The organism is Microcoleus sp. LAD1_D5 (genome assembly GCF_036702115.1).
Classification (GTDB): Bacteria; Cyanobacteriota; Cyanobacteriia; order Cyanobacteriales; family Microcoleaceae; genus Microcoleus.
Genome location: NZ_JAUBSA010000041.1, coordinates 13,177 through 27,039, shown reverse-complemented (window position 1 = coordinate 27,039; position 13,863 = coordinate 13,177). Strand labels below are relative to the sequence as shown.

General features: G+C 46.3%; 13 protein-coding genes. 9 read left to right on the top strand and 4 right to left on the bottom strand.

The features are described 5' to 3' along the window. From QUA70_RS17570 to QUA70_RS17545, 6 genes are all read left to right on the top strand, one after another. On the top strand, positions 1 to 1,462 hold a 1,462-nt coding region (locus QUA70_RS17570; protein ID WP_333348924.1), incomplete at its 5' end, for a calcium-binding protein. A gap of 46 nt (positions 1,463 to 1,508) precedes the next feature. Then, positions 1,509 to 1,676, top strand: coding sequence for a hypothetical protein (locus QUA70_RS17565; protein WP_333410519.1), 168 nt, complete (start codon positions 1,509 to 1,511; stop codon positions 1,674 to 1,676). Between the two features lie 588 nt (positions 1,677 to 2,264). After that, on the top strand, positions 2,265 to 3,362 hold the full coding sequence (locus tag QUA70_RS17560) for a phosphotransacetylase family protein (protein WP_333348926.1): 1,098 nt from the start codon (positions 2,265 to 2,267) through the stop codon (positions 3,360 to 3,362). A gap of 278 nt (positions 3,363 to 3,640) precedes the next feature. Then, complete coding sequence (locus QUA70_RS17555; RefSeq protein WP_039887610.1) at positions 3,641 to 4,144, top strand: hypothetical protein; 504 nt, start codon at positions 3,641 to 3,643, stop codon at positions 4,142 to 4,144. A 15-nt stretch (positions 4,145 to 4,159) separates the two neighbouring features. Then, a complete protein-coding gene (locus QUA70_RS17550) occupies positions 4,160 to 4,576 on the top strand; it encodes an MAPEG family protein (RefSeq protein WP_333050089.1) in 417 nt (138 codons plus the stop codon). 123 nt (positions 4,577 to 4,699) lie between these two features. Next, the gene (locus QUA70_RS17545; RefSeq protein ID WP_333201584.1) at positions 4,700 to 5,191 is read left to right on the top strand and encodes a YajQ family cyclic di-GMP-binding protein; all 492 of its coding nucleotides are present in this window, start codon (positions 4,700 to 4,702) and stop codon (positions 5,189 to 5,191) included. 91 nt (positions 5,192 to 5,282) lie between these two features. Here the strand turns inward: QUA70_RS17545 and QUA70_RS17540 are convergent, their stop codons facing one another. From QUA70_RS17540 to QUA70_RS17525, 4 genes are all read right to left on the bottom strand, one after another. Next, positions 5,283 to 6,926: a mucoidy inhibitor MuiA family protein gene (locus QUA70_RS17540; RefSeq protein WP_333348928.1), complete on the bottom strand. Its 1,644-nt coding sequence runs from the start codon at positions 6,924 to 6,926 to the stop codon at positions 5,283 to 5,285. Positions 6,927 to 7,185: 259 nt separating this feature from the next. Further along, entirely contained in the window at positions 7,186 to 8,076 is an 891-nt protein-coding gene (locus QUA70_RS17535; protein ID WP_333334996.1) for a methylenetetrahydrofolate reductase, read from the bottom strand. Between the two features lie 131 nt (positions 8,077 to 8,207). Further along, positions 8,208 to 9,218 (bottom strand): tryptophan--tRNA ligase, encoded by a 1,011-nt coding sequence (gene trpS / locus QUA70_RS17530; RefSeq protein ID WP_333334993.1) that lies wholly within the window; start codon positions 9,216 to 9,218, stop codon positions 8,208 to 8,210. Positions 9,219 to 9,366: 148 nt separating this feature from the next. Continuing rightward, entirely contained in the window at positions 9,367 to 10,482 is a 1,116-nt protein-coding gene (locus QUA70_RS17525) for an HlyD family efflux transporter periplasmic adaptor subunit (RefSeq protein ID WP_333334989.1), read from the bottom strand. Between the two features lie 339 nt (positions 10,483 to 10,821). Here QUA70_RS17525 and QUA70_RS17520 point away from each other — a divergent pair, with 339 nt between their 5' ends. The 3 genes from QUA70_RS17520 to QUA70_RS17510 all read left to right on the top strand — a co-directional run bounded on the left by QUA70_RS17520 (position 10,822) and on the right by QUA70_RS17510 (position 13,735). Further along, on the top strand, positions 10,822 to 11,049 hold the full coding sequence (locus QUA70_RS17520) for a secretion protein HlyD (protein WP_333334987.1): 228 nt from the start codon (positions 10,822 to 10,824) through the stop codon (positions 11,047 to 11,049). A 169-nt stretch (positions 11,050 to 11,218) separates the two neighbouring features. Beyond that, the gene (locus QUA70_RS17515) at positions 11,219 to 11,386 is read left to right on the top strand and encodes a hypothetical protein (RefSeq protein WP_333334984.1); all 168 of its coding nucleotides are present in this window, start codon (positions 11,219 to 11,221) and stop codon (positions 11,384 to 11,386) included. Positions 11,387 to 11,524: 138 nt separating this feature from the next. Next, positions 11,525 to 13,735, top strand: coding sequence for a peptidase domain-containing ABC transporter (locus QUA70_RS17510; RefSeq protein ID WP_333334981.1), 2,211 nt, complete (start codon positions 11,525 to 11,527; stop codon positions 13,733 to 13,735). Positions 13,736 to 13,863 lie beyond the last annotated feature (128 nt).

The window sequence follows — 13,863 nt, the reverse complement described above, 5'->3', positions numbered from 1 at the left end:
GACACCGACACCAGTCATCAACTTTTCGCCCAATATTATTGTGTCCACGCCCACACCAGCGCCGACACCGACACCAGTCATCAACTTTTCGCCCAATATTATTGTGTCTACGCCCACACCAGCGCCGACACCGACACCAGTCATCAACTTTTCGCCCAATATTATTGTGTCCACGCCCACACCAGCGCCGACACCGACACCAGCACCAACTCCAGCACCAACTCCAGCCCCAACCCCACCACCAACTCCAGCACCAACTCCAATCCCAACCGCAATCCCGGAACCAACTCCCGTCCCAACCCCGCAGCAAACTGAAGATCCAGATTGCATTTGCACGCAAATTACCTTACCGGAGATCAGTCCTCTTCACGGTTTCAATCTTGTTCAAAACAACCTGGTTGGTGGGGATACAAACGAGATCCTCACTGGCACCAGTGGCCGTGACGGCATCAACGGTTTGGGCGGAGACGATGTTCTGATCGGTTTGGCAGGCAACGACAACCTATTTGGCGGATTGATCAGCAACATTCCTGTTGGACCGCAGGTCGATCGCGACTTGCTGTTGGGCGGGCCCGGCGACGACTACCTTAACGGTCAAGCCGGCTACGACACCATGTTCGGCGGTAAGGGCAACGACGCTGCTTTCGGGGGCAAAGATAACGACCTGATATGGGGCGGACGTGGTTCTGACAGTGTTGTGGGCGAGGAGGGAAACGACAGCCTCTACGGTGGCACCAACAGCGAATCTGACCGCGATAGCGCGGGGAACGATTTGTTATTGGGTGCCAAGGGAAACGACAGCCTTTGCGGTCAAGATGCCTCTGATACCCTTTCTGGCGGTGACGGCAACGATACTGCGCGCGGTGGCAAGGGCAACGATGTAGTTTTAGGCGACTCGGGCAGCGACTTGCTGTTCGGCGACCAAGGCAATGACTCTATCTGTGGCGGCGACGGGGATGACACGGTGTATGGGGATATTGGCAGCCCCCTGCCTGTCGGGGTTGCTGGCGGTCAAGACCAAGTGTGTGGCGGTGCTGGCAATGACCTGCTGTTGGGCAATGAAGGCAGCGATACTATCAACGGTGATGGTGGCAACGATACGATTTTGGGTGGCAAAGACAGTGACAGTTTGGTCGGCGGTGCTGGCGACGACGTGTTGATTGGCGATGAGGGCAGCGATACTTTGCTCGGCGGCAGTGGACGTGACTTATTTGTCTTGACACCCGCACAAGGAAGTGATGTAATATCCGACTTCAGGAAAGGGGAAGATTTACTGAGTTTAGCGGGCGGTTTGACTTTCACTCAACTGAGCATTAGCCAAGGCACAGACGGGGGAGAGGCCAGTCCCACAACTTTCATCAGAATTGCTAACTCTGGAGAACTGTTGGCAGTTTTGAATGGCGTGCAAGCGAGTGCGATCGCGCCGTCCGATTTCGTTCAAATTTTGCGACTCGGTAGCTGAGAGGAAAGCGCTGTAGATCCGCCCAAGGAAAATCAATCTACAGCCCTTGAAGTGCGATCGGGCTAGCATCGCCATCAGCCTTTGGGCTGCGGAAATGCCAGCCCACGCCGCCCGACAATTTATGTGTTTAGAAGCTAGAAGCCCGCTCCTAAGCAGCTTATTGCTCGCACTCCCACCGATCAGTTTGAACGCGGGCGATCGCACTAATAATTAATAACTAATAATACAACCTCTCGATTTTCAATTATCTGCAAAAATGATCAGGCAAGCACCGGGGTTTATTCCTACAAAATACCTGTAGGATAGCAATCATAAATGAGTCGTATTTTTTTGACTCCACCCCAACCCTACCCTTACGAAGGGGAGGGGGTAAGAAATTCACAAATGATGCGAGGATTGCTATATACCAAACAAAAACTGCACCAAGCCCTCTCAATAGGTCTTTCTAGTGAAATCACCACTTCTACCCTGTTATTTTTATTTTATAAAAGTCGGTATTAATATCTAAGCTCAGTAATAAAAGTGGCTAAAAATTTTATAATTAAAATCGGTTTTCAAAGGAAGCATGGGCGATAAATTATTATCAAAAGCGGCGGTAAAACAAACAATTTAAAAACTGCTTTCCCAAAATCCAGTAAAAAGAATGGGAAGAAAAGGGTTGCGAACAGGTGAATAAAAATTTTTCGCAAAAAAACAATCTGCCCAAAAGCGACAAAATCGAGTATAATAGTATTGCAAAATTGAGTCGCAGTTCAGAAATACTGTAGAAAAAACTAAATTTATTGAAATAGACAGGTGCAAATTGAGGATTGAAGGCGTACCCAAATTGACTAAATATTTGCTGATCGGTTCCACAAAAGCTTACAGCGGCAAGTCGGCCATCGCCCTGGGGATGGCACTCGGACTCCGGGGAAAAGGACTGGCCGTCGCCTACGGCAAACCTCTGGGAACCTGTTTCAGCTCGCCAGGAGCTGGGATCGAGGACGAAGACGTGAGGTTCGCGGTAGAGACGCTGAATCTCTCAGAAAGTCAGATGCCGTCAACACTGCTGTATTTGGATGAAGAGACTGTTCACAAGCGTTTGCGGGGAGAAGACAAGACAGATTACCGCCAGTCTTTAGCGCAATATTTGCAAGCTCCCAGCGGAGACTTGGTGCTGTTAGAAGGCCCAGCTAATTTGGAGGAAGGCAGTCTGTTTGACTTGTCTTTGGCTCAAGTCGCTGAGGCAGTTGATGCCTCTGTGCTGTTGGTAGCGCGCCCGATCGATCTGTATGTAGACGATTTGCTGTCTGCTAAACAGCGTTTGGGTTCGCGGTTGCTGGGCGTGGTACTCAATGACGTTCCCTCGGACAAACTCGAATCGGTAACGGCGACTGTGCGGCCTTTTCTGGAGGCTGCGGGTATTCCAGTTTTGGGAATGCTGCCGAGAAGTGCTTTGCTGCGAAGTGTCAGCGTCAAAGAATTGGTGCACCAATTGAAAGCTGATGTGCTTTGCCGTCGAGACCGTTTGGACTTGATGGTGGAAACCTTGACAATTGGCGCGATGAATGTTAGTTCTGCTCTGAAGTATTTCCGCAAAGCGAGAAATATGGCGGTGGTGACGGGGGGCGATCGCACGGACATTCAGCTAGCGGCTCTGGAGAGCTCGACTCAGTGCTTAATTTTGACAGGCCACTTGCCTCCTTCTCCCCTGGTGATTGGCAGGGCAGAAGAAATGGAAATTCCGGTTTTGTCTGTTGATTTGGATACCTTAACCACGGTAGAAATTATCGACAGCACCTTTGGCAACGTGCGCCTGCACGAACCGATCAAGGTGGAATGTGTTACTCAGCTAATGGCAGAACATTTTGACCTTGAGGGCATGATGGCATCCTTGGGCCTAAGCGATCGAGTCCATTAATAACAGAGCCGGAGCTGAGGGAAGAAGGTATTCGGCAGAGAGAACTTTTTGTTTAAATAAATAAAAAGCCAAAATTCTTAAATTCTCAATTTTTCTTGAATTCTACCTTGAGCTCCGGCTGCCGAATGTCTTCAGACATTCTGCCTTCTGGCTTCCTCAAATCTCCAGATCCTCTAGTCTGATCCCGTAAATCAGCAATTCTTAACTTCTTTTTGGCGGCAATGGCTAGTGAGTCTGCTAAAATCCACAACGTAGTTTTATTTAATTTAATAAATTCTTTGAGTCAATCAATTGAGCTACCCAGAGTAGATGATTTTTTACAAGAACTTGCGGCGATCCAGCAAACCAGCTCCAAGCGGATTGCTCTTTTGGGTTCTCGCCACGTTCCTATTACCCACCAGCAGCTAATTGAAATGCTGAGCTACGCCATAGTTCTGGGAGGCAATCAGCTCATCACTTCTGGCGCTACAGGCACTAATTCAGCCGCGATTCGGGGGGCAATGCGAGCAGATCCTAATCTGCTGACGGTGATTTTGCCGCAAAGCATGAGCCGCCAGCCCCGGGAGTCTCGCGACCAACTCGAACAAGTGATACATTTGGTAGAAAATCCCAAAAATGACAGTTTGTCTCTCCCGGAAGCAAGCGCCATGTGCAATCAGGAGATTATTTCTCGCTGTCAGCAACTGATCTGTTTTGCTTTTCACGAAAGCCACACTTTGCTGAAAACTTGCCAGGATGCGGAGGAACAGCGCAAGGTGGTTACTCTGTTCTATTTTGATTGAACTGCGAGGCGGATGATGCTGTTGGGATTGCCTGTGTCGGTTATTCTGCTTGATTGTATTGCTGCTGCTGCTGCGCTGGTTTACGCACCGTTTTTGGTGGTTGCGTTCGCCCGCTTGCAGCTAGGCTACGATCAAGCAGCCCCCCGCGCTATGTTTGAGAGGTTGCCTGCTTACGCTCAGCGGGCAACTTGGGCTCACCAAAATTCGTTTGAGACGTTTATGCTGTTTTCAGCGGCGGCTTTGATGGCTTTTGTGACGGGGGTAGATTCGGAGGCGGCGGGTTGGGCTGCGATCGCTTTTACGATCGCCCGGTTGTTGTTTTCGGTTTTCTATATCCTGAATGTGCCGCTGGGGCGATCGCTCATGTTTGCGATTAGTTCTTCTTGCACAGCTACTTTATTCTATTTCAGTTTAATGGCTGTTAATGGCTAATTATTATTAGTCAGTAATCAGTAGTCATGAGTCATTAGTCATTAGTTAAGAGACGCTTAAGTAATGACTAATTACCAATTACCAATTACCAATTACCAATTACCAATTACCAATTACTAATTTATGGCTGCTAGTTATTCCTTTGATATTGTCAGCGAGTTCGATCGGCAAGAATTAGTCAATGCTGTTGACCAAACAACGCGAGAAATTCAAAGCCGGTACGACTTGAAAGATACCAAAACCACTGTAGAATTGGGCGCTGAAGCAATTACTGTCAATACCGACAGTGAATTTACTCTCGACGCGATTCACACTGTTTTGCAAACTAAAGCCGCCAAGCGCAATTTGTCTCTGAAAATTTTTGATTATGGGAAAATTGAAGCTGCGAGTGGTACTAGAGTACGCCAAGAAATCAAACTGAAAAAAGGGATTGATCAGGAAATTGCCAAGAAAATCACTAAATTAATTCGAGATGAGTTTAAAAAGATTCAAGGCTCGATTCAAGGTGATGCAGTGCGCGTTTCGGCTAAGGATAAGGATGATTTGCAGTTGGTAATTCAACGGTTGAAGCAAGAAGATTATCCGATGGCTTTGCAGTTTACCAATTACAGGTAAATTTGATAGTTTATCGGGACTTCAGTCCTCCTACGTGGTGACGAATCAGGACTTTAGTCCTGACTACAAACAAGTTTTTATCAACTTAATATTAAATATCTAAACCCGTGACTGTTAAGTCGGGAGGATGTTCGACAACAAACTGGTAATATAACTCTTGCTTTGCTTGCGGCGGCAGAGACATTATCCATTCTAGCAGTCCCATTTCACCTGCTACTATCTTCGGATTAGTGAGAGTCGATCGCACTTTAATTTGTTCATTACGGCTGACTGGCAATTGCTCTTTTAGTGTCAGGTGTACCTGCACCTGATACAAGTTTGTTACATTTAAGCGATAAGCGTAACTCGTGCGCCTCTGCTGACCGATCAGTTTTTTATCTACTTGTCTTTCTACTAATTCCCGCTCTATTTTTAGCCCTTCATCTATTCCTAAATTCAGTTTATATTCTTGCCCCGGGGAAACATTTTCTAACTGCACACTGCCGACAAAAGTGTTGTTGCGAAAAATATTTGCTTTACCGGGCAGCAGGGTTGCACCTGTTATCGGATTCACAACAACTGCTTGCAAATAGGCAAAACTGACTAAACGTGGAACGGCAATATATTCAGGTTTAAACGGGTAATTTTCGCTGAAAATAGTGACTTTGTGCGGTGTAACGTCGCTGGGAATCTTGGTATTTCCCCCTACTTGAAATGAGACAGTGCCTCCTTCTTTCGATACTTGTGTGGTCGCGGTTTGAGCTGCTATGAGTTGGGGTGCGGCACCAGCAGATGGCCCATTGTCTTGAAACTCTAAGTTTGTATAATCTAGTGCTATTTCTGCTTCCGCAGGCTGTCGGCTGCGTGTCATCATAAGTTCTCGGGCTTGAGCATATCTGGGGTAAACAGTATCGATAAACCAGGGTTCGAGTTTTGGTGGCAAAGTTCCCATTCCCGGTTTAGCTGTGGATAAAGTCAGCGCTACTCCAGCCCAATCTTCGCCTGTATTTTGATTGACTTCGGCTAAGTAATTGAGATTAATTTGGTTGTTGGTAGTGTTGACTCGCAAGTCGTAAAGTGGAGTCCAGCGGGCTCCCATGACTACATAGGAAACTTCTAGTTCAAAATTGCCGATACCACTGGGTTCTATGGCAACAATGATGTTAAAACTTTGCTGAGAATGGGGAGTTTGTACTTGTCGCAACTGCAGCAGCAAAGCTTCTATTTGCTTGTCTAATTCGCGCTGCTGTTTTTCGTGCTGGGCGATCGCACTTACATATTTTAGGTAATTAGTTCCTAAAAAGTTGAGCAATTCACCAGTTTCGTTTAAACCTACCTGCTGTTTGGCGATGCTGCTGGAAAAGAAACCGACGCTTTTTTCGCTCAAACCTTCCACAAATTTGAGCTGAATTTTTCGGGCGGTTATTTTGTCGTTAATTCCCCGTCTTTGGGTTTGTAACTCCTGAATTTGTTGGGTTAATTCGGCAGTGCGATCGCCCACTGGTTCGCTGCTAAACACTGTTTCGGTTCGCACTCCCAGCAATCGCACTGCAACTGTACCCGCACCCGTGGCCCTGACTGACTCTGTTTCGAGGGTTGCGGGTACAGAGGCGATCGCCAATTCTCGCTCGTTTCCCGTCAAAGCGACTGTACTGCGCCGCGTCACCAAAGCGCGATCGGTGTAAACTGTAACTTCGGATATGCTAGTTTCTAGTGTTTTGATGGTATCAGAATTAATAATTTCTGAGTCAGTCATTGCCAGTTGCTCCTATTTAATAAACGTTTAGTCGATCGTGCATTTTTCAAAGTAGTTTATTAATCAAACTCAGAAGTTATTGGATTATCTACAGCGGAGGAGGGGGGGTTTACGAGATCATTAGTTTTATACATTGATGGTTGGTTAAACCTGCCCCTACAGTTTGATGTTCAAAATGCTAGCGCGGGGGTGGGCAGGTTTATGAGATCGTTAATGTTAGGCATTAATAGTTGATAAAACCCGCCCCTACGGTTTAATTTTAGCTCAGTGGCTCGATTCCTGCCAAATCCAAAATTTCAGGAATTAAATCTTCTCGTTTGACGGCCATCATGTGAACTCCTTGACAAATCTGTCGCGCTAGCTTGACTTGTTCGGCAGCAATTTTTATGCCTTCCTGCAAAGGTTCGGGAGCTTTTGCTAAACGATCGATAGTCTCTTGTGGGATGTTAACTCCCGGCACGTATTTTTTAATAAATTCAGCATTTTTAGCGGATTTAAACAAAAATATTCCTGCTAAAACTGGCTTGTTGCAGCCCGCTGCAACGTGGTGCATAAACTTATCCAAAACTTCAAAATCTGTAATTAATTGACTCTGAAAAAACTGTGCTCCAGCCTCTACTTTTTTCTCAAATCGACTTTGCAAACCAGACCAACTGGGGCATTGCGGATCGACGGCAGCACCGACAAATAAATCGGTAACTCCGTCTGTTAAAGGTTTGTCATTCCAGTCTTTGCCGCCATTCATTTTTTGAATGACTTGTAACAGTCGTACTGATTCAAAGTCGAATACACTTTTTGCTTTAGGATGGTCGCCCGCTTTGACGGGATCGCCTGTAAGTGCTAATACATTGCGAATCCCTAAAGCGTGGGCTCCCATGAGATCCGCTTGCAGGCCAATTTGATTGCGATCGCGACAAGCAACTTGACAAATTGGCTCAATTCCGTGCTGCACTAAAATCGCCGAAACTGCTAGCGGGCACATTCGCAAAACTGCGCGACTCCCGTCTGTGACATTAATTGCGTGAACTCTGTTTTTGAGGCGTTCAGCCATTTGAATTGTGTGAGTTATGTCGCCACCTTTTGGCGGGGCAACTTCGGCGGTAATTATAAATTCTCCGGGGGTGGTGCAGGCTGTGCGAAAACGATTCATGATTATTTTTCTGTTATTGGCTATTTGTTATTTGGCAGTTGGCAGTTGACAGTTGGCAGTTGGCAGTTGTTAGTGGGCAGTTGGCAGTTGTCATTCTTAACCAATAACAACTAACAACTAACAACTAACAACTAAACAGGTAAAGAATAACCGAAAGCTGTCTTAACCTTAGTTAGAGTTTGATTAGCAATAGCTTCTGCTTGTTCTCTTCCGCGACGTAGTACAGACTCTAAATATCCCGGATCGTCCATTATTTCCTTGTATTTATCCTGAATTGGTTTGAGGGCATTAATTGTCGTCTCTGTCAGCAAGGGTTTAAAATCTCCCCAACCCATGTTTTCACACTCTGTTGCTACTTCTTCCTTAGATTTGCCGGAAAGCAGGAGATAAAGTGTCAGCAAATTTCTAGCTTCGGGGCGATCGGGGTCGTCAAACGTCAAACCCCGCACGGCATCGGTTTTACAGCGCTTAATTTTTTTTGCGATCGTATCGGGCGAATCTAATAAATTAATTCGACTTTGTTCGGAAGGGTCAGATTTCGACATTTTGCGCGTGCCATCTGTCAAACTCATCACCCTCGCACCGTCAGTCCGAATTAACGGTTCGGGAAGTTTCAATACGGGCTTTTCGGGTGTGCCGAATTGGTGATTTAATCTGATGACAATATCGCGGGTGAGTTCCAAATGCTGTTTTTGGTCTTCTCCCACTGGCACTTTGTCGGCATCGTAAAGCAAAATGTCTGCTGCCATTAACACGGGATAATTTAGCAAACCTGCGTTGACATTTTCACCTTGTTTAACTGCTTTTTCTTTAAACTGAATCATATCTTCGAGCCAGTTAATCGGCGTAATACAGTTGAGCAGCCATGCTAGTTCTGTGTGCGCCGAGACGTGGGATTGCACGAAAATAGTAGAATATTCTAAATCGATGCCGCAGGCTAAATAGAGTGCGGCGATCGTGTAAGTGTCGGAGGCTAGAGTTGCTGGATTGTGCGGTGCGGTAATTGCGTGCAAATCGACTACGCAGAAGTAATTTTCGTACTGACTTTGATTTTCTACCCAGTTGCGAATGGCACCGAGATAATTGCCGAGGTGAAGATTGCCTGTTGGCTGAACTCCTGAAAGAATGCGCTGTTTGCCCATGAGGAAAGAATAGAATTGAACTCACATTTCTATATTGACACGTTATTTCAATTTCAGAGCCTCTAATTTTCTGGCGGTTGACTGTTGACTGCTGACTGCTGACTGCTGACTGTTGACAACTAACACCTGACAACTGACAACTGACTAATTACCAATCTGTCAGCAACCTTGCTTTCCGCAAAATAAATGTCAGAACAGTTTCTTCCCCGGTAATAATATCGCCTCTACCTTCCATTCCCGATTGAATCGAATACTTGCGGGGGACATTAGCCGAGGATTTTCCGAAGAATTGACCGTTGGCGGATTCGAGTTTGGTTAAATAAGTTTGTTCGGGCTTAATTGCCACTTCGTAATAAGCTGTACCTAAATTATTAGTGGGATTTTGAGTGGCGATCGCATCTGGGGCGATTTCGCTGACAGTACCTTTCAATGTGCCGTAATCGGGGAAAGGCAAAGCCGAAATCCTGATCTGTACGGGTTGACCGATTTGGATGCGGGCGATGTCTTGGGATGTCACCTTGGCTTTGACTACCAAGGGTACGTCGCTGGGGACGATTTGAGCGATCGCGCTGCCGGCTTGTACGGTTTGACCAGTATTTCGTACTTCCAGTCTGAGAATTGTACCATCAGCGGGCGCGCGGATCACGCTATTTTCGAGTTTTAAGTCAATTTGATTTAGTTCTTTTTTAGCTTGAATCAATTGTTGTTGAATTGACGATCGCTTGACGAGCAAAACCCGCCGACTTCTGCCCAGTCTCTCGGCGACATCTGGCAGCAATGTGGCGAATTTTACTAAAGCGGATTCGATTAATTCCTGTTGGGCGGAACTTTCACTTTGGATGCTTTTAAATTGGGCGCTGGCCAAAATTTGATTTTCTAAGTCGCGCAGTTGCTGGTTGATTTGCTGTGCTGCTGGTTGAGACTGATTAATTATTTCTTGTAACTGTTTTTTTTGAGCGCCCAAACGCGAAGCGTCTATAACTGCGATCGCATCTCCTTCTTTGACTGTCTGATTCTCGCTGACAGCAATGCTTTCGACTGTTCCTTCGGTTGCTGCTTGCACGACGCGCACTTCTCCGGCTGGACGGACGATCGCATCTGCTTTGACTGTAGCGCTGTATTTGGTGACGCTAGCGAGGGCGATCGCCCCGCCAAAGGTGGCCACCATCAAAATGCCACCCAAAGTCGTCCAGCGGCTGACAGGGGGCAAAAACTGGTCGTTATCAAAGGTTTCAGCGGGTGTGGCTTCGGGAGTGAGAGACATGGCGGCAAGGGAGAGAGGGGAATAGTTTGGAGTTTTGAGTTTTGAGTTGGGGGGGAGGGAGAGATTGATCGCTGATTTGTTTTGTCACTTTTATGATCAGCTTTCCGGAAACCAAGTATAGGTTTAGAAGTCTAAATCAAAATTCACAGGGTAAAGGTAAAAATCCGCACAGCTTTGCCCTTCCCACCCACAAAGTTCGCCAAATATCAAGAGGAGTGAAGCCAACGGGCCACTGTCAGGAAAATATGGGGTTTTTGCAATGACTTTTGGCGCTGTTACCGGGTTTTTCCTGTATGCGTAGGTAGTAAGTAAGTACATAGGTATTAATAGGAGTTCTTTATGTCAGAAAATCAACAACATTCACTCTTCATGGAACTAACCGATGGAGAATCTGCTACTGTCCGTGGTGGCAGCATTAGCATGGGTATCAGCGGCGCTAACAGCAACAGCGAGACCGATAACAGCAGCAGCTATGGCGTCAATATGCTGTTTTTCCTGCCGCAACCTAGCCAGCTTTATCTGTACGATCCGAGCCGCGATCGCCCTTACCCAACCCTAGTGGTTTAGATAGGTGAGTCAAATTGTGCGATCTAGTAAATTTTGAAAATTTCTCCGTAATATTCCGGAGGTCGCACAGCACTACAAGAAGTATTAGTCAGTATTTACACGAGGCTCTAGAAATTCGATAAGATTTCTAGTTTCCCTTCAATTTTATTAAGTTAAACGGAGTCAAATCATGCAAGGAACAAAGGACGATTCACTGTTTGCTGAACTCACCCCTGAAGAATCAGCTAGCGTCAACGGCGGTCACTATTCCCGTCGAAACTGTTACCGTCCGACGCGTCACGTCGTGTACCGCCGGAATTGCGACGGCTCCTTCAGAGTAGTGTACCGCTACTATTAAGGTTTAGTGCTGTCAATTCAGCTCGATCTATTGATGTTAATTAATAAAGCACCCATAAACTTATGGGTGCTTTGTTCTGATTGGGTACTCGGTGAAGAGTAATGTTCATTAGGCTCTACTCATTATTCATTTTGCCAAATGTTAAAGAACATTCCTTTTATCCGAGAAATGCCTTTCTTCGGACAAGTAAACAGGTTGATGAAATATCAGGTTGTTCTCCAGCAGAGCGAAGAAGATTGCGGTGCAGCTTGTCTGGCTTCGATCGCTAAATTTTATGGACAGAATTTTACAATTAGCCGCTTGCGAGAATTTGTCGGCACTGGGCAACAAGGGACGAGTTTACTGGGCTTGAAACAAGGAGCTGAGGCGATCGGCTTTAATGCTCGATCGGTGCGAGCAGCCGCTGCAATTTTAGACAAGCTCGATGATGCCCCTCTACCGATGATTATTCACTGGAGCGGCTATCACTGGGTTGTTTTGTACGGTAAACAGGGCAACCAATATGCGATCGGCGATCCGGCTGTCGGTATGCGCTATGTTTCTAAAGCAGAATTAGCAGCAGCTTGGACAGATTGGCTGTGCTTGCTAGTAGAACCCGATGCGGAGCGGTTTTTTGCGGCAGCAGAGGGTCAACCGCCCGCCAATTCTTTACAAAAATGGATGCGCCGGATTGGGATTTATCGCCCGATTTTAATGGAAGCATTTTTGCTGAATATGGTGTTGGGTTTGCTGTCAATTTCTTCGCCTTTTCTCGTTCAACTGCTCACCGACGACATTCTGGTGCGGGGCGACAGACAACTCCTGGCAAGCGTGGCGATCGCAGTTATAGTTATGAACCTTTTTAGCAGCAGTTTAGGGTTAGTACAGTCGAACTTAATTGCTCAGTTTTCCCAGCGTTTAGAGTTAGGATTGGTGATGGAGTTCGCGCGCAAATTTCTGCGATTGCCTTTGAGTTTTTACGAAACCAGACGCAGCGGCGAAATCGTCAGTAGATTACAAGATATCCAAGAAATAAATAAATTAGTTTCTCAAGTCGCTATCAGCTTGCCTAGTCAATTTTTTATCGCTGTAGTTTCTTTTATTTTTATGCTGTTTTACAGCAAAGAACTGACGCTAGCAGCTACAGTGATTGCTCTGTTAATGACTGCATCTACAGTGGTATTTCTGCCCGTATTGCAGCAAAAAACGCGCAGTTTATTTGTGTTGGAAGCCGAAACTCAAGGCGTTTTAGTAGAAACTTTTAAAGGCGCGCTGACCGTCAAAACTACTAGCAGCGGTCAGCAACTTTGGGAAGAATTTCAAAGCCGCTTCGGCCGGTTAGCAAATATCACTTTCCGCACTACACAAATTGGCATACTCAACAATATATTTTCCGGGTTTATTGCCTCGGCGGGCAGCATTAGCCTGCTGTGGTTGGGCAGCGGTTTGGTGATTGACAAGGTATTGAGTATCGGTCAGTTGCTAGCGTTTATTAGTATGAATCAAAACGTTACTACTTGGGTGACTTCCTTAGTCGGATTTTCGGATGAAATAACTCGCGTCCAGACAGCAACTCAACGGCTTTCGGAAGTTATCGATGCTGAACCGGAAACAAAAAATGATAGTAATAAACCTTTTGTAACTATTCAGGACCGCGACGGTATTGTTTGCAAGGGTGTTAGTTTTCACTACCCCGGCCGACTTGACTTGCTGGAAAATTTTTCGGTGACGTTTCCCGGCGGTCAAGCAATTGCTTTAATCGGCTATTCTGGCTGCGGAAAAAGTACGCTGGCAAAAGTAATTGCTGGTCTGTACCCGCTGCAATCTGGTAATATTAGAATTGGCGGTTACAACTTGCAGGATTTGTCTCTTGACAGTCTCAGACAGCAGGTTGTTCTTGTTCCTCAAGAAGCGCATTTTTGGAGCCGTTCGATTCTAGAAAATTTTCGTTTGGGCAGCCCAGATATCAGCTTTGAACAGATTGTTAAAGTTTGCAAAATTGCGGGCGCGGATGAATTTATCAGCCAATTGCCGGATAAATATCAAACTGTTTTAGGGGAGTTTGGAGCGAATATTTCTGGCGGACAAAGACAAAGATTGGCGATCGCCCGCGGCATTCTCAACAACCCACCCGTATTGATTTTAGACGAATCTACCGCAGGGCTTGACCCCGCAAGCGAAGCGGAAGTTTTAGAACAATTGTTGATGTATCGGCACGGGAAAACCACGATTTTTATCAGTCACAGGCCGCGAGTGATCGATCGCGCCGATTGGATTATCATGTTAGAACGCGGCCGGTTGAAAATGCAAGGTTCGGCTGCAAAATTGCGATCGATTCCAGGAGACCATTTAGAGTTTTTGCATCCTTGAGCTAGTTAATAAAACGACAGGTTGAAATCTGTCGCTACACAAACAACACCCGGCTGCGCGGTTCGACCCCTCCTTCTACAGTCAACACTCAACAGTCAACAGTCAACAATCATTTCGCTCGTGCAACC